The sequence below is a fragment of the Bradyrhizobium sp. USDA 4510 genome (assembly GCF_054059095.1).
In genome coordinates this window covers 3,569,439-3,585,885 of sequence record NZ_JBSSBT010000001.1, presented here as the reverse complement: position 1 = coordinate 3,585,885, position 16,447 = coordinate 3,569,439, and the positions used below count along the sequence as shown (strand labels likewise).

At 64.8% G+C, this 16,447-nt stretch carries 15 protein-coding genes and 1 pseudogene; 2 read left to right on the top strand and 14 right to left on the bottom strand.

What is annotated here, in order from left to right:
* Window positions 1-7: 7 nt before the first annotated feature.
* On the bottom strand, window positions 8-364 hold the full coding sequence (gene yajC / locus ACVMDN_RS16250; protein ID WP_026192737.1) for a preprotein translocase subunit YajC: 357 nt from the start codon (window positions 362-364) through the stop codon (window positions 8-10).
* A gap of 190 nt (window positions 365-554) precedes the next feature.
* Here yajC and ACVMDN_RS16245 point away from each other — a divergent pair, with 190 nt between their 5' ends.
* Window positions 555-1,538, top strand: a complete 984-nt coding sequence (locus ACVMDN_RS16245; RefSeq protein ID WP_141340434.1) for an ATP-binding protein — start codon at window positions 555-557, stop codon at window positions 1,536-1,538.
* Between the two features lie 242 nt (window positions 1,539-1,780).
* Here ACVMDN_RS16245 and ACVMDN_RS16240 read toward each other — a convergent pair whose 3' ends face one another.
* Window positions 1,781-3,172 carry a LysM peptidoglycan-binding domain-containing M23 family metallopeptidase gene (locus ACVMDN_RS16240; RefSeq protein ID WP_076828627.1) on the bottom strand — a complete coding sequence of 464 codons (1,392 nt, stop codon included), beginning with the start codon at window positions 3,170-3,172 and terminating at the stop codon, window positions 1,781-1,783.
* Window positions 3,173-3,282: 110 nt separating this feature from the next.
* Window positions 3,283-3,939: a protein-L-isoaspartate(D-aspartate) O-methyltransferase gene (locus ACVMDN_RS16235; RefSeq protein ID WP_057018533.1), complete on the bottom strand. Its 657-nt coding sequence runs from the start codon at window positions 3,937-3,939 to the stop codon at window positions 3,283-3,285.
* A gap of 536 nt (window positions 3,940-4,475) precedes the next feature.
* Between ACVMDN_RS16235 and ACVMDN_RS16230 the strand changes: the two genes are divergently transcribed.
* Window positions 4,476-4,853 carry a response regulator gene (locus ACVMDN_RS16230; protein ID WP_026192734.1) on the top strand — a complete coding sequence of 126 codons (378 nt, stop codon included), beginning with the start codon at window positions 4,476-4,478 and terminating at the stop codon, window positions 4,851-4,853.
* Window positions 4,854-4,961: 108 nt separating this feature from the next.
* Here the strand turns inward: ACVMDN_RS16230 and surE are convergent, their stop codons facing one another.
* The 11 genes and pseudogenes from surE to argS all read right to left on the bottom strand — a co-directional run bounded on the left by surE (window position 4,962) and on the right by argS (window position 16,438).
* Window positions 4,962-5,729 carry a 5'/3'-nucleotidase SurE gene (gene surE / locus ACVMDN_RS16225; RefSeq protein ID WP_028332131.1) on the bottom strand — a complete coding sequence of 256 codons (768 nt, stop codon included), beginning with the start codon at window positions 5,727-5,729 and terminating at the stop codon, window positions 4,962-4,964.
* Between the two features lie 70 nt (window positions 5,730-5,799).
* Window positions 5,800-6,756, bottom strand: a complete 957-nt coding sequence (locus ACVMDN_RS16220; protein ID WP_456814399.1) for a hypothetical protein — start codon at window positions 6,754-6,756, stop codon at window positions 5,800-5,802.
* Window positions 6,757-6,856: 100 nt separating this feature from the next.
* Window positions 6,857-8,188, bottom strand: coding sequence for a serine--tRNA ligase (serS, locus tag ACVMDN_RS16215; RefSeq protein WP_141340436.1), 1,332 nt, complete (start codon window positions 8,186-8,188; stop codon window positions 6,857-6,859).
* Between the two features lie 202 nt (window positions 8,189-8,390).
* Window positions 8,391-9,188 (bottom strand): twin-arginine translocase subunit TatC, encoded by a 798-nt coding sequence (gene tatC / locus ACVMDN_RS16210; protein WP_038381092.1) that lies wholly within the window; start codon window positions 9,186-9,188, stop codon window positions 8,391-8,393.
* A complete protein-coding gene (tatB, locus tag ACVMDN_RS16205; protein WP_141340437.1) occupies window positions 9,185-9,706 on the bottom strand; it encodes a Sec-independent protein translocase protein TatB in 522 nt (173 codons plus the stop codon). Before tatB ends, tatC begins: the two co-directional genes overlap by 4 nt.
* Window positions 9,707-9,866: 160 nt before the next feature.
* The gene (locus ACVMDN_RS16200) at window positions 9,867-10,100 is read right to left on the bottom strand and encodes a twin-arginine translocase TatA/TatE family subunit (protein ID WP_016846882.1); all 234 of its coding nucleotides are present in this window, start codon (window positions 10,098-10,100) and stop codon (window positions 9,867-9,869) included.
* 156 nt (window positions 10,101-10,256) lie between these two features.
* Window positions 10,257-11,147: pseudogene (gene scpB / locus ACVMDN_RS16195) on the bottom strand (SMC-Scp complex subunit ScpB); the annotation flags it as partial.
* 22 nt (window positions 11,148-11,169) lie between these two features.
* Window positions 11,170-11,991: a segregation and condensation protein A gene (locus tag ACVMDN_RS16190; RefSeq protein WP_050420355.1), complete on the bottom strand. Its 822-nt coding sequence runs from the start codon at window positions 11,989-11,991 to the stop codon at window positions 11,170-11,172.
* On the bottom strand, window positions 11,988-13,010 hold the full coding sequence (gene nagZ, locus ACVMDN_RS16185) for a beta-N-acetylhexosaminidase (protein WP_141340438.1): 1,023 nt from the start codon (window positions 13,008-13,010) through the stop codon (window positions 11,988-11,990). The genes ACVMDN_RS16190 and nagZ overlap by 4 nt, the downstream gene beginning before the upstream one ends.
* A gap of 46 nt (window positions 13,011-13,056) precedes the next feature.
* On the bottom strand, window positions 13,057-14,523 hold the full coding sequence (locus ACVMDN_RS16180) for an SPOR domain-containing protein (RefSeq protein WP_456835108.1): 1,467 nt from the start codon (window positions 14,521-14,523) through the stop codon (window positions 13,057-13,059).
* A gap of 118 nt (window positions 14,524-14,641) precedes the next feature.
* Window positions 14,642-16,438: an arginine--tRNA ligase gene (argS, locus tag ACVMDN_RS16175; RefSeq protein WP_141340439.1), complete on the bottom strand. Its 1,797-nt coding sequence runs from the start codon at window positions 16,436-16,438 to the stop codon at window positions 14,642-14,644.
* Window positions 16,439-16,447 lie beyond the last annotated feature (9 nt).

Sequence of the window (16,447 nt, the reverse complement as noted above, 5' to 3'; positions counted from 1 at the left end):
GCGGCAATCAGCTCGCGGACGCCTCGTCCTTGGCGTCGCCCTTCGCCGGCTCACCCTTGGTACGCACACCAGAGATCATCTGGCGCATCTGGCGCACGCGAACGCCGTCCGAAATCTCGAACTCGATCTGGTCGTCGTCGACCACCTTGGTCACCTTGCCGACCAGGCCGCCCGAGGTCACCACGGTGTCGCCGCGGCGGATGTTCTTCACGAGGTCCGCATGGTCGCGCACCTTCTTCTGCTGCGGGCGCAGAATCAGGAAGTACATGATGACGAAGATCAGCGCGAATGGCAGCAGCGACATCAACATGCTGTTGGTGTCACCAGTCGCTCCAGCCTGGGCAAACGCAGGAGTAATCAGCATTCGGACGATCCTCGGATAAGACGGGAAAGAACCGGCAGCGGCCTCGGATTCGGGGCGGTATGGCGGTCCGGACAAATTCGCGCGGACTATAGCGGCCGCGGTCCCAATTGCAACGTTAACGGACCTTCATTTAGGGCGCTTGCGGGACCGCCGCCAGCCCGATAAGGCTGCGCCGTCAGGAACTGGACAAATGCCGAAAAAAGCCAAGAAAACGACCAGTAAAACAACCCGCAAAACCACCCCCAAGGCTGCTGCCAAGCGCGCTGAAAACGCCGCGACAAAACGCCCGGTAACGGCGCTCGACGGCGCAGCGGCCGAGCGGATCGCGAACGCCCTGGAGGTCATCGCCAGCCGCCTCGCGGACGCCTCCCCGGCCCTCGATCCGGCCGAGACCTTCGGCGCCGCGGACGCCTTCGTCTGGCATCCGGACGGGCGCCTCGCCCCGGTGCCGCGCGTCAGCCGCGTCGAGATCGGCCTGCTCAAGGGCGTCGATCGGATGCGCGATATCCTGATGGAGAACACCGAGCGCTTCGCCGACGGCCTGCCCGCCAACAATGCGCTGCTCTGGGGCGCCCGCGGCATGGGCAAGTCGTCGCTGGTCAAGGCCACCCATGCCAGCATCAATCTCGACCGCAAGCCGGCCGACCGGCTGAAGCTGATCGAGATCCACCGCGAGGACATCGAGAGCCTGCCCGGCCTGATGGAGCTGCTGCGCAGCTCCTCCTTCCGCTTCATCGTGTTCTGCGATGACCTCTCCTTCGACGGCAACGATGCCTCGTACAAGTCGCTGAAGGCGGTGCTGGAAGGCGGCATCGAGGGGCGCCCCGACAACGTCATCCTCTATGCGACCTCGAACCGGCGGCATCTGCTGGCGCGCGAGATGATCGAGAACGAACGCTCGACCGCGATCAATCCCGGCGAAGCGGTCGAGGAAAAGGTGTCGCTGTCGGACCGCTTCGGCCTCTGGCTCGGCTTCCACCGCTGCAGCCAGGACGAATACCTCGCGATGGTGAGGGGCTATTGTGACCATTACGGCATCAAGATCGCCGAGGACGAACTCGAGCGCGAGGCGCTCGAATGGTCGACCACCCGCGGCTCGCGCTCGGGCCGCGTCGCCTGGCAGTACACGCAGGAACTCGCAGGCCGGCTCGGCGTGCGGCTTAGTGGCAATTAACAGGAAATGGGAGGCATAGCCCTCCCGTCATCGCCTGTGTAGCCCGGATGAAGCGCAGCGCAATCCGGGATCGGTGCACGCCGCGGGTGAGCTCCCGGATTTCGCTTCACTCCATCCGGGCTACGCGGCTGAGCGGCAAGTAATCGTCGCTGCAATCGTCAAAACAAAACGGGGGATGCTTGCGCCTCCCCCGCTGTCTTTGTTGTGAGACTTGGAAGTCCCTTGAAGTCCCGACGCGTAGCTTACGCGCCGTTGAGGAACTGGAGCGGATCGACCGGCGACGATCCCTTGCGGATCTCGAAGTGGAGCTGCGGCGAACCCGCCTCGCCGGACTGGCCCGACTTGGCAATTACCTGACCGCGCTTGATGGTATCGCCGCGCTTCACCAGGATTTCGCTCGCATGGGCGTAGGCTGTGACGTAGCCGTTGGAATGGCGAACCAGCACGAGATTGCCGTAGCCCTTCAGCTCATTGCCCGAATAGGCGACGACGCCGTCTTCGGCCGCTTTCACCGGCGTGCCCTCGGGCACCGCGACGTTGATGCCGTCATTGACCTTGCCGTTGGTCTTCGAGCCGTAGGCGGTGATGACCTTGCCGCGCACCGGCCAGCGGAAGGTCGGCAACGCGCCGGTGGCCTCGCTCGACTTGGTGACGACGGGCGCTTCAGCGGCGGCCGCCGGCTGCTCGACCGTCGCGGTTGGCTGGACCAGCCGCGCGCTCTGCTGCGGCAACGCGGTTGCAACAACCTTCGGGGCCGCGACCGCCGGCGCCGGAGCCACGGCAGCAACCGGCGCGGCGGCAACAGGTTGCGCAACGGGCGCGGGTGCCGCCATCGCCGTCTTGGCGCCGGGCACCACGAGCTTCATGCCGAGGCTCAGCCGGGCCGACTGGTCGAGGTTGTTGGCGCGGGCGAGCTCGGCCACCGGGATGTGGTGCTGACGCGCGATGCTGTGCAGCGTGTCGCCGCGATTGACATAGTGGACGCCGGCGGGCGCGGCTGCCACGGCGACAGGGCGCGCGGCCGGTGCGGCCATTGCCGGCGCCGCGGCCGATGCGGTCGGACGCGGAATGACCAGCTGCTGGCCGGGCGACAGCGCGCGCGGTCCCTTGTAGCCGTTGGCGCGCAGGATCTCGGCGGTCGAGACGTTGTAGCGGCGTGCCAGCACTTCCAGCGTATCGCTGGTGCCGACGATGATGGTGGTGCCGTTGTGCCCGGCAGGGGCTGCGGCGACCGAATGCGGAACGGTGCCGGTGGATTCGATCTGCGGACGCGCGGGCGGCGGCGTGTAGGACGAGACCCCGCGCCCTCCTCCGGAGACGCCGGCATTGCCATTGGCGACCGGATAGGACTGCGGCGCCGCTGCGACCGGCGGCGGCAACGGCTGTGACTGGTATTGCGAATACTGCGGTTGCGTTCGCGGCCGCGCGTATTGCGGCAACTCGCGCGGCGGCGGCGCCTGCTGCACGGTGCCGGTCGGCTGCGGATCAAACGCAAACGGATTTTGCGAGTAGGAGTTTTGCGAGAAGCGCGACGACATATCGGCGCTGCAACCGGCAAAAGCCATGGACATCAGCGTCAGCACCGCAACCTGCGGTACGCGACGCGAGCGAAGCAACTCAACAACCCCAGACATGGTTACTCACTCGTACGCAACAAAAGACTGTTTTGAGTAAACACGTACCGAGTAAATAACCGCTTAACCCTGCGAATAAGGCGTTGGTGCCAAGCAGCAAATCGCCAAATTTACAATTCGCGCGCGATTCCCGGCAACGCCGGCACAAAGCGGACGTCGACCAATTCCTTGCGGTCGAAGCGGTTCTCGGTCCGCACCACGCGGACGAGGGTCTGGATACCCTGATGCGGCCCGACCGGGGCGATCAGGATGCCGCCGGGTTCGAGCCGCTCCAAGAGCTTCTCCGGGATCTGCTCCATCGCCGCGGTGACGATGATGCGGTCGAAGTCGCCTGCCCCAGCCGGAACGTCGAAGCCGTCCCCGAGCAGCACCTCGATATTGTAATAACCCAGCTTTTCGAGGCGCTTGCGGGCGCCGTCGGCCAGCGTCCGGTAGCGCTCGATGGTCAGCACCTGCTTGCACAACCGGGACAGCACGGCCGCCTGATAGCCCGAGCCGGTGCCGATTTCGAGCACGCGATGGTCCTTCTGCAGTTTCAACTGCTCGGTCATGTAGGCCACGACGAAAGGCTGGCTGATGGTCTGCCCACAGGCGATCGCAAGCGCGCTGTCGCGATAGGCCTCGTTACGATCGCGCGGATCGACGAAGACCTCGCGCGGCACCTCCTCCATCGTACGCAGCACCGCCTGATCGCTCACCCCACGCCGCCGCAGGGTCAGCTGAAACATCATTTTCTCGGTCGGATCGGGGTTCACGGCCATGTTCATCAGCGTCTCTGGGCGGCAGCGCGGAATCTTGCCCTCTAGTGTGCTGAATGCGAAGTTCGTGCGATTTCGCGGCAGCCACTTTCACGAACTTCGCATTCATAAAGCACACTAGAATCATAAGTTTGCTAGTGTCCTTATCGAATCCGAAGTTCGCTCCGAAGGTGCGGCAAATGATGCGAACTTCGGATTCGGGACACTAGATGCCATTGAAATCCGAAATACCGCGTTAAGGAAAAATTTCCCGTCGCGTTTTGTTCCCGGCCAGGAACCATCGCCAGATTTGGCATTGGCGCCGGCCCGGCCCCCTCACATATAATTGGCGGCGATGCGCAGTTAACGTCTGGGTGGCGCAGATCAGGGCGCTCGTAGGGCCAACACACCTCGTTGGCTGTTGGGCAAATCTTGCGCAGCAAAGCCCGCCAGCGAGATGCGGAAAACGCTGTGGCGCGCCGGAAAAGGACCAATTCCCGAACGTTTGCATTGCGCGCTGTAATGTTATTTGCGAGCCTGATTCAGGGAAGGGCAAGGATTCCATCATGACAGCGATACGGCCGGCGGGCTGTTCAGTTTTCCTCGTAGAGGACGAGGTCATGATCCGGATGATGGTCGCCGATATGCTGGAGGAACTCGGCCATAGCGTTGCGGCCGAGGCCGGCGAGATCGGCGAAGCGGTCAAGCTTGCGCAATCGACCGAATTCGACCTCGCGATCCTCGACGTCAACGTCAATGGCAAGGTGATCACCCCGGTCGCCGAACTGATCAACGCCCGCAACCGCCCCTTCATCTTCGCGACCGGCTATGGCTCGTCCGGCCTGCCTCCGGAGTATCGCGACCGTCCGGCGCTGCAAAAGCCCTTCCAGCTGGAAACGCTGGCCCAGGTGATCTCCAGCGCGATGAAGGGCGCGCCGGTCTAGCCGCAAGTTGCGCGCGTAGCCCGGATGGAGCGAAGCGTAATCCGGGGACTTCACAATACGGGTTCCGGATTTCGCTTCGCTCCATCCGGGCTACAGATTCCCCGAGGATTACTTCAGCGTATCAATCAGCGTTTCCGAAAATGCTTCATCGGTGCGGTCGAGCCGCAGCGGTGTGACCGAGACGTAGCGCGCCGCAAGCGCGGCGAGATCGGTGCCTTCGGCCGGCGCATCCATCATCGCCGCGCGCTCGAAGCCGATCCAGAAATACGGATTGCCGCGTCCGTCGTGACGGCGATCGATCTTCAGGAACCCCTGATTGCGCTTGCCCTGCCGCGTGATCCGGATGCCCTTCACGTCATCGGGCATGCAGGACGGGAAGTTGACGTTGATCACGGTGTTCCTGGGGACGCCGGCGCCGATCACCTTGCGGATGATGTCGGGCCCGAATTTCAGCGCGGTGTCCCACAGCGGCGCATTGCGCGTCTCAATCGAGAATTCCTGCGACAGCGCGAATGACGGAAAGCCCAGAATGGTGCCTTCGAGCGCGCCGGCGATGGTGCCGGAATAGACCACGTCCTCGGCGACGTTGCGGCCCTTGTTGACGCCGCTCAGCACGAGATCGGGCAGCTTGTCTCCGAGAATGTGGCGCGCGCCCATGATGACGCAATCGGTCGGCGTGCCGCGCACCGCGAAGTGACGCGGGCTGACCTCGCGCAGACGCAGCGGATCGTTGAGCGACAGCGAATGCGAGACGCCGGACTGATCGAGCTCGGGGGCAACGATCCAGACGTCGTCGGACAACGCGCGTGCGATCTGCTCGACGACCTGCAGGCCTGGAGCATGAATGCCGTCATCATTGGTGCAGAGAATTCGCATCCGTCAAAGTGCCTTTTGTTCCGATTCGGCGCGGGTATCGGCTTCTTGAGTTGACTGTCGTCTTAACCGGCTAGGGCCGCGGAGGCAAACCTGGCGATGGCCCGCGCCATCGTGCCGACGTCACGCGCCATGGACGGACAAATCGCGCGCTGCCGGCGATCTTGCGCTCGAACACCGGCCAGGCTGCTCTGGCCGGCCGCCGAACAACCGCGATCACGGGCGTTGGCCGCGGCGCCTCCGGCACTTTGACCCGTGGGGTCTGACGCAGTTCGGCCCCGAGCCCCCGGGACGCGACAGCTTCTGACCTTGGAGGCTCGGGCTTGGCAGGTTCAGGCTTGGCAGGTTCAGGCTTTGCTTCAACCTTGGGAGCTTCAGATTTGAGAGCTTCAACCTTGGGAGCTTCAACCTTGGGCGGCTCAACCCTCCGAGCTTCCGGCCTGGCCGGCTCAAGAGCAATTGGTGCGGTTTGGCGAGGCTCGGGCTCGGGAGGCTTCGGAAGCTCCGACGTGGGGAGCTCGGACTTGATGGGATCGGCCGTGATGGGATCGGCCTTGGCCGGCGCGGTCGTGAGCGACTCAGCCTTCGGAGCTTGTAACGCGCGAGACTCAGCCCTGGACGGTTCGGGGGCGACCGAAGCCGCTTGGGGGAGCTCGGACCGCGCCGGCTCGACCTTCCGAGGCTCAACCCCGAGCGGTTCGGGTTTGAGCGGCACCGGAGCGAGCGCTTCGCCCGGCGCCGTCGCAGCCGATTTCGATTTCAGCCTGGCCAGCAGCTCCTCGATCGAGGGCACCGATGTCGCGTCAAGCGGCGCGCGCGGCGCGGCCGGCGGCGTCGCCCGGACCGGCGGTGGCGGCGACGCAATCGGTGCAGGTGGTGGCGGCAGATCTGCCGGCGCCAATTGGGCGAACTTGCCGCGCGCGATCTCCAGCGCCTTGTCGAAGTCGGGCCTGTCGATCCAGGCCTTCGATTGCACCTCGGTCACGCGCGCGTCCCACAGGCGCGCGGCCTCGATGTCGTAATAGCCCATCTGCTTCTGATTGATCAGCTGCAGACCGTGGCCCGTGACGGCCCATTGTCGACCTAGCCAGTGGATGTCACGGTGCAGCGGCATCGCACTGGCCCTCGCCTCACATGCCGTGCTCGATGACCTTGAGCCCGCCCATATAGGGCTGCAGCACATCGGGCACCGCGATCGAACCATCCTGCTGCTGATAAGTCTCCATGACGGCGATCAAGGCCCGCCCGACCGCCGTGCCGGAGCCATTCAGCGTATGCACGAAGCGCGGCTTGCCGTCGGGGCCGCGATAGCGCGCGTCCATGCGACGGGCCTGGAAATCGCCGCACACCGAGCAGCTCGAAATCTCGCGATAGGCGCCGCCATCGCCCTGCCCCGGCATCCACACTTCGATGTCGTAGGTCTTCTGCGCGGAGAAGCCCATGTCGCCGGCGCACAGCGTCATTACGCGATAATGCAGGTCGAGCTTTTGCAGAACCTGCTCGGCGCAGGACAGCATGCGCTCGAGCTCATCCTTGCCGGCTTCCGGCGTCGTGATCGACACCAGCTCGACCTTTGTGAACTGGTGCTGGCGGATCATGCCGCGCGTATCGCGTCCCGCCGCGCCGGCTTCGGCACGGAAGCAAGGCGTCAGCGCGGTGAGCCGCATCGGCAGCTCCTTCTCGTCGAGGATGGATTCGCGCGCGAGGTTGGTCAGCGAGACTTCGGCGGTCGGGATCAGGCCGAGGCGCTCGCTGCGCAGATCGGCATTCGGCGACGCGAGCAATTCGCCCTTGATCGCCCAGAACTGGTCGTCCTCGAATTTCGGCAGCTGTCCGGTGCCGAACATCACGGCGTCGCGCACCAGCAGCGGCGGATTGATCTCGGTATAGCCATGCTCGCCGGTGTGCAGGTCGAGCATGAATTGCCCAATCGCGCGCTCGAGCCGCGCCAGCCCCTTCTTCAGCACGACGAAACGTGCGCCGGACAGTTTCGCCGCCGCCTCGAAATCCATATAGCCGAGCGCGGTGCCGAGATCGTCATGCAGCTTCGGCGCAAAGCCGTAGTCGCGCGTCTTGCCGTACACATGGTGCTGGACGTTGCCGTGCTCGTCGGTACCGTCGGGCACCTCGTCGAGCGGCAGGTTCGGAATCGACGACAGCTCTTTGGTCAGCTGTTCATCGGCCGTCTTCGCCGCCGCCTCGAGTTCTGGCATCGTGGTCTTCAGCTCGGCAACTTCAGCCATCAGCTTGGCCGCGCGCGCCTCGTCCTTTGCCTTCTTGGCCTCGCCGATCTCCTTCGAGGCCGCATTGCGCCGCGCCTGGGCCTTCTCCGACGCCAGGATCGCCGCCCGCCGCTTCTCGTCAATCGCCAGCAGCGACGGCGACAGGGCCTCTAACCCGCGGCGCTTCAGGCCGGCGTCGAAGGCTGTCGGGTTGTCGCGGATCGCTTTGATGTCGTGCATAAGTCAGTCCTGGCAGGCTATGCGTAAGCAACCAACATTGCGTTGGCAAACTACGGTTTGCAGTTCCACTACCACGACCGTCATCGTCAGCGAAAGCGGGTGATCCAGCATTCCAGAGACGTCGGCGTGTCACCGAGAAGCCGCGGCGTACGGGATACCCCGCTTTCGCGGGGTATGACACCGACTGTGAGGTGAAATCACCCTATTCGGCCGGATTGGTCGCCCCGGACGACGCATTCGAGGTCGCGGCCTTCTTCTCCACGATCCGGACCGCGATAATGGCGCCCTCGTAGAGCGCGAGCAGCGGGATCGCGAGCGAGGCCTGGCTCAGCACGTCGGGCGGCGTCAGCACGGCGGCGATGATGAAGGCGATCACGATGAAGTAGCGCCGCTTCTCCTTCAGCATCTTCGAGGTGACGATGCCGATGCGGCCGAGCAGCGTCAGGATCACCGGCAGCTGGAACGCGATGCCGAAGGCGAAGATCAGCGACATCATCAGCGAAAGATATTCGCCGACCTTGGGCAGCAGCTGGATCTGCGCGGTCTCCGCGCCGCCGGCCTGCTGCATGCCGAGCGAGAACCGCACCAGCATCGGCAGCACAACGAAATAGACGAGCGCCGCGCCCATCACGAAGAACACCGGAGTGGCGATCAAATACGGCAGGAACGCGTTGCGCTCATGCCGGTAGAGACCGGGCGCGACGAATTTGTAGATCTGGGTGGCGACGATCGGAAACGAGATGAAGCCGGCGCCGAACAATGCGAGCTTCAGCTGGGTGATGAAATATTCCAGCAGCGCGGTGTAGATGAACTTCGAATTCTCCGGCCCCGCGATCCAGACGAACGGCCAGACCAGCACGTTGTAGATCTGCTTGGCGAAGAAGAAGCAGATGATGAAGGCCACGCCGAAGCCGAGCAGCGCCTTGATCAGCCGCGAGCGCAGCTCGATCAGGTGATCCATCAAGGGGGCCTTGCTGGCCTCGATGTCTTCGGCGCTCATGACGCCCTCGCGTCCTTGAGCGCGTCGGGCTGTACCGGCGTCACGTCCTGCGGCGCAGGCTCGGCCTTCACCTCATTGGTGATCGCAAGCGGCTCGCTGGCTGCCGCGTGCGCCTCGGCCTCGACGAAGGTTTCCGGCGTCGGCTCGACGGGAGTCGTGGGCGTCACCGGTGTGTCACTTGACGCCACCGGTGCGTCGATTGCGGACGCGACCTGCGCATCGACCGGCTTGTCGATCTGCAGGGCGTCGCTGACGTCCTTCTGCAGCGAGGTCATAATGTTGCCGTTGGTGATGCCGGTTGCGGCCTCCTTGACCTCGTCAAAGCTCTTTTTGAGGTCGGCCATCTCGGCCTCGCGCATGGCTTCCTGGAATTGGCCCTGGAATTCGGAGGCCATCTTGCGGGCCTTGCCCATCCATTGCCCGACCATGCGCAGCACGCCCGGCAGTTCTTTCGGGCCGATGGCGATCAGCGCGACGACCGCGATGACGACCAGTTCACTCCACCCGATATCGAACATGAATTCTTCCGCCTAAGCGCGCCGCCATCGGCCCCATCGCTCCTAACAGGATCTGGGGCTGCCGGCGCCTTTTCTCAATCGGCGTCCATAGCGCGTCTGTGCGACGGCGTCACCGTTTCGCGCAAGAAAAAACGTCGAAATATGCGTCAGTACAAGCGCGTTAGACGGCCTTGCTGCCGACGTCCTGGCGCGCGGCCGACGTCGCCGCATTGTGATCGATCGACTTGGTGGGCTCGGTCTTCTCGGCGACCTTGTCGTCGTCCTGCATGCCCTTCTTGAAGGCCTTGATGCCCTGGGCGACGTCACCCATCAGATCGGAAATCTTGCCGCGTCCGAACAGCAGCAGGACCACTGCGATCACGACGATCCAGTGCCAAATGCTCAACGAACCCATCCTGCAACCCTCCAGAAATGGCCGGCGGACCGGCCTGAACTTTGCCGGAAGGTAGGCCCGCGGGGTGTCAAAAACAAGGACCTCGGCCGCGGCAAATCGCTGTCGCGGCTACGTAATATTGCTAGGCTTAACCGGGAATATTCAGGCCTTCTCGCCCTTGTCCTCGGTGGCGGCGTCATCACCCGCGTGGTCGGCGCGGTCTTCCGGCTCGCCGGTGTCAGGTTCGGCCGCATCCGCGTCAGAGGGAACGTCCGCCTCGACCTCCGCTTGGGCGGTCGTTTCGACCTCAGCAGTCCCGACCTCATCAGTCGTTTCTGCGTCGGCCTTCGGTTCCTCGGCTTCCAGCTCGACGGCCGGCGCCAGCAGCAGTTCCAGCGTATCACCCGGCTCGAGCGGCTCCTCGTCCTCCCGCAGCGTCGCGTCATCCGACGGCGACGGAACGGAAAATCCGGTCGGCAGACGCGAGTCGAGCAGACCCGTGCCCTTCAGCTCCTCGAGCCCCGGCAGGTCGCCGAGCGCTTCCAGGCTGAACTGCGACAGGAACGCGTCGGTGGTTCCGAAGGTGAGCGGACGGCCCGGCGTCTTGCGCCGGCCGCGCGGGCGGATCCAGCCGGTCTCGAGCAGCACATCGATCGTGCCCTTCGACGTGACCACGCCGCGAATCTCTTCGATCTCGGCGCGAGTCACCGGCTGGTGATAGGCGACAATCGCAAGCACCTCGATCGCGGCACGCGACAGCTTTCGGGTTTCGGTGCTTTCGCGCGTCATCAGCCACGACAGATCGCCGGCGGTGCGGAACGTCCACTTGTTGGCGACACGCACCAGGTTGACGCCGCGCGGCGCGTATTCCGCCTGCAGCTGCGCGAGCGCCGCCTTGACGTCGACGCCGTCGGGCATCCGCTTTGCCAGCGTTGCCTGATCGATCGGCTCGGCCGATGCAAACAACAGGGCTTCCAGGAGCCGCAATTCCTCAGGACGCGCCACCGGATCCATAGGAGAAACCTCCTCCTCGGGCTCTTCTCTGCGCACTTCCGCCAAGCTTGCCATGGGCTTGCTCTCCTTCTTCCACTTACTCAACCGACAGGTCCGGCGCTGCCATTGCGGCCTGCGCTTGACGCTTTCGGAAATAGATCGGCGCGAACGCCTGCTTCTGGTTGATCTCCATCTCGCCCTCGCGAACCAGCTCGAGGGCGGCAGCGAAGCTCGATGCGAACACCGTCGCCTTCTGGGTGGGATCGGCGACGTAATTCATCAGATACTCGTCGAGGCAGCTCCAGTCCTCGGCGATGCCGACCAGCCGCTCCAGCGACGCACGCGCTTCGGCCAGCGACCATACGGTACGCTTTTGCAGATGAACCGTCGTCAGCACGCGCGACTGGCGCTGCGTGGCGTAGGCCGACAGCAGGTCGTACAGGGTCGCGGTGAACTTCGGATGCTTGATCTCGGCGATCGATTCCGGATTGCCGCGCGGAAAGATATCGCGCTGGAACTGGGGCCGGTTCATCAGCCGGTTCGCCGCCTCGCGGATCGCCTCCAGCCGGCGCAACCGGTTGGCGAGCGCGGTCGCCATTTCCTCGGCGCTCGGCCCCTCCGCGCTCGGCGGCTCGGGCAGCAGGAGCCGCGACTTCAGGAACGCCAGCCACGCCGCCATCACCAGATAGTCGGCCGCAAGCTCGAGGCGAATCTTGCGGGCAGCCTCGATGAACGAAAGATACTGGTCGGCAAGCGCAAGGATCGAGATCTTCGACAGGTCGACCTTCTGCTGCCGCGCCAGCGTCAACAGCAGGTCGAGCGGGCCCTCATAGCCCTCGACGTCGACCACCAGCGCCGGTTCGCCCTCGGCGAGGTCGGCCGGCCGCCCGGTATCAAACGAAAGAATTTCAGCGGTCATGCCGTCCCTACCCGATCCAACAACGCATCCAGTTCAGCCCGTGCCGCCTGCCGGTCGAGCGGCTCAGGCGGCTTGCGCGCGGCGAGCGTCGCCTTGGCGCGCTCAAGCGCCTTGCCGGTCAGTTCCGGCGTTTCGCGTGCGACCTCGCGCATCTCGTCAATATTGCCGTTGCAGTGCAGAACCATGTCGCAACCGGCGGTGACGATGGCGCGGGTCCGCTCGGCAATCGATCCGGCCAGCGCATTCATCGACACGTCATCACTCATCAACAAACCCTGGAACCCGATCAGGCCGCGAATCACCTGTTCGATGATTGTCGCAGAAGTCGTCGCCGGATGGACGGGGTCCAGCGCGCTAAACACAACATGTGCAGTCATGGCCATCGGCAGGTCCGCAAGCGGCTGGAACGCGGCAAAATCGGTCCGTTCCAGCTCGGCCCTGGCGGTATCAACGGTCGGAAGCCGGAAATGGCTGTCCGCTGTGGCCCGGCCATGGCCGGGAATATGCTTGAGAACCGGCAGTACCCCGCCCTGTTCCAGCCCGTCCGTGACCGCGCGGGCGATTGCCGCGACCTTGCCGGGTTCAGTTCCATAGGCCCGGTTGCCGATCACCGCGTCCGCCCCGGCCACGGGAACATCGGCCAAGGGCAGGCAATCGACGGTGATTCCGAGATCGGTCAGATCGGCCGCAATCAGCCGTGAACTGAGCCGGGCTGCCGCAAGCCCGAGCTTCGGATCGATGTCGTAGAGCGCCCCAAAGCTCGCGCCCGGCGGATAGGCCGGCCAATGCGGCGGGCCGAGCCGCTGCACCCGCCCGCCTTCCTGGTCGATCAGGACCGGAGCATCGGAAACGCCGACTGCGGACCGGAGTTCCTCAACAAGAGCCGCCACTTGGGCAGGACTCTCGATGTTGCGCTTGAACAGGATGAAGCCCCATGGCCGCTCGGCGCGAATGAATTCGCGTTCGGCGTCGTTGAGGATCAGCCCGGATATGCCCGTGATGAATGCGCGGTTCGTCATTCGGCCGATTAGGCCGTATGCAGCTCACGGGTCAAGGAAACGGCCTTTAATTTCTTTGGATGAGGCACTGCGGTCCACCCGCCGACATCAGGCTCTTGCACAGCTGGCTCGCCTCTTCCGAGGACGCGAACGGGCCCGCGAAGGCGCGGTAGTAGACGCCTTTCTCTCCGAGATCGACGCGCTTCACCACCAAGGGCTGCGAACCGAGCACGTTGCGATACTTGCCCTGCAGCGTCCGGTACGACGCCTGGGCGTCCGCGTCGTTCTTCTGCGAGGAGACCTGGACCAGATATCCGCCGCCCCCAACCGGAGCCGCCGAGGTCGAGGCCACCCGGGTCGGAGGTGCGGCCGGAGCCGCCTCAGCCTGGCCGGGAACAAGCGACATTGGCGAGTTGACGCTGGCGTTGGCCGCAGCCGGGTTGCCGCGCGACACCGGAGACTTCGCCGCCGCCGGAGGCTTCGCCGGCACGGTTGCGGTGGCCTGCGTGCCATCGGACGTATCGCCCTTGACCGAAAGCGTGCGGACCTTGCGCGGCTCGTTGTTCGGCAACGTGCCGTTCGCGGTGATCGGCGCCGGCGCCGGCTGTGCCGTCTGCACGCTGGCGGGCGGCGGTGGATTCGCATTGGCGTTCAGCGGCGGAAACACGACGCGCGGTCCGGCGGTCTTCGAATTGACGTCGACCGGCGTCTCTTCGCGCGACACGATCTTCTCGGTGCCGTCGCCCGTCGCCATGCGGTCCGGCGTCTTGGCCGGCGCGTCGGCCTGGGCCGGGATCACCTTGGTCGGCGTGTTGTCAGCCTTGATGATCGGCGGCTCACCGCTGCGGGGCGAACCGACGTAGGTCCGGTAGGCATACGCGCCACCGACACCGAACACGCCGAGCGCCAGCACCGCGGCGACCGTTATCAGGCCGCTGCGCCGCCGGCGGGGCTCGGGTTCTTCCTCGTAGGCCTCCTCATAGGCATAGGGATCGTCCGGATAGGCGGGATCGCGCTGCAGGTCCTGCTCGCCGGCTTCCAGCTGGCCGTAGAGCGCGTCGTCATAGCGCGACGGATCCTGACTCTGACCGCCACTCTGATAGTGCGGCTTCTCGTCAAATGCCTCCGGCTGCCGAGGGGCCTCGACCGGCCGATACTGCGCCACCGGCGCGGGCGCGGGCTGCGCCTGCTGAGCCGCGTAGCGATGCAACGGATGCACCGGCTTCGGCTGGTAGTCCTGCTCGGGCTCTTCGTCTTCGATGTTCTGCACGGGAGGCGGAGCGACAGCCTCCTGCCGCGCGCGCTGCATCCAGGGCGGCGGGCCCGCGGGCGGCGCATCCTCGTCCGCGGCCTGCGGCTCGTACTGTTGCGGCCGCGCGTTGGCGCGCGACTGCAGCGGTCGCGGCGGTGGCTTGTTCGCGCTGCCGAAGGGATCCGTCTGGCCGATCAGCCGTGCCAGTTCGGCAAGCGGATCGCTGTCGGCCTTGGAAGCCGTGTCGGCGGGAAAATGTCGGTCCTGATATCGATCAGCCATTGTGATCATGCATCCCCTTCGGGACAGCGCCAAGATCGCCGGCACAGCCGGTCCGAACGAGTTGGCCCCTGCCAGATGCCCTCACAAATCCCCACTCGTGAGGGCCTAATGCCCCTGCCTACCGCATCTCGGTCGGAGCGTGGACGCCTAGAACAGCTAAGCCCGATGCCAGAACCGAGACGACGCCCTGAACCATTGCCAGTCGCGCCCTCGTGATCTCTGCATCATTATTGATAATGAAGCGTAAATAGGGCAAATCGCGCCCCTTGGTCCAAAGCGCATGAAATTCACTGGCCAAATCATAGAGATAAAAAGCGATTCGGTGCGGCTCATGTGCCACCGCGGCAGCCTCGATTATCCGCGGATAAAGCGCAAGCCGCTTGAGCAGTTCGAGCTCGGCCGGGTCGGTCAGCCGCTCGACCGTAGCATTACGGAGATAGGCCAGCCGGGCCTCATCGGTCTCGGGCAGATCGGGAACCGCTTCCTCCCGCGCGTTGCGGAAGATCGAATGGCCGCGGGCGTGGCCGTACTGGACGTAGAACACCGCGTTGTCTTTTGACTGCTCGATCACCTTGGCGAGGTCGAAATCGAGCACCGCGTCGTTCTTGCGGAACAGCATCATGAATCTGACAGCGTCGGAGCCGACCTCGTCGACCACCTCGCGCAGCGTGACGAATTCGCCGGACCGCTTCGACATCTTCACCGGCTCGCCGTCGCGCAGCAGCTTCACGAGCTGCACGATCTTGACGTCGAGCACAGCCTTGCCCGCGGTCACCGCCTTCACGGCGGCCTGCATGCGCTTGATGTAGCCACCATGATCGGCGCCGAACACGTCGATCAGATTGGTGAAGCCACGCTCGAATTTGTAGCGGTGGTTGGCGATGTCGGATGCGAAGTAGGTGTAGGAGCCGTCCGACTTGATCAGCGGACGATCGACGTCGTCGCCATAGGCGGTGGCGCGGAACAGCGACTGCTCGCGGTCCTCGTAGTCCTCGACCGGCTTGCCCTTCGGGGGCGGCAGGCGGCCCTCGTAGATGTCGCCCTTGGCGCGCAGGAAATCGATGGTCTCGGCGACCTTGTTGTTTCCTGACGTGATAAGCGAGCGCTCGGAGAAGAACACGTCGTGATGGATATTGAGCGCGGCGAGATCGCCCTTGATCATCTCCATCATCATCGCGATGGCCTTGTCGCGCACGATCGGCAGCCACTCGGCTTCGCTCATGTCGAGCAGCTTCTTGCCATATTCCTTGGCGAGTGCCTCGCCGACCGGCACGAGGTAATCGCCGGGATAGAGCCCTTCCGGGATCGCGCCGATGTCCTGGCCCAGCGCCTCGCGGTAGCGCAGGAACGCCGAGCGCGCGAGCACATCGACCTGAGCGCCGGCGTCGTTGATGTAGTATTCGCGGCAGACGTCGAAGCCCGCGAATTGCAGCAGGCTGCACAGCGCGTCGCCGAACACGGCGCCGCGGCAATGGCCGACATGCATCGGTCCGGTCGGGTTGGCCGAGACATATTCGACATTGACCTTCTCGGCCTTGCCGATGTCGCTGCGCCCGTAAGCCGAGCCGGCGGCCAGCACGGCACGCAGCGCGTCCGCCCAGACCTGCGGCTTCAAGGTCAGGTTGATGAAGCCGGGCCCGGCGACATCGACCGAGGCCACCAGCGCATCGGCGCGCAGCCGCTCGGCGATCTTGTCGGCGAGCTCGCGCGGCTTGGCCTTGGCATCCTTGGCGAGCACCATCGCGGCATTGGTCGCCATGTCGCCATGGCTGGCGTCGCGCGGCGGCTCCACCACGACGCGGGACAGATCGATGCCGGCGGGCCAATTGTCCTCGGCTGCGACAGCGGCACAGATCGCATGCACGCGCGTCAGCATGTCGGCAAAAAGGTGTGGTGAAGTAGTGGTGTCGGCCATGGCAGGGCG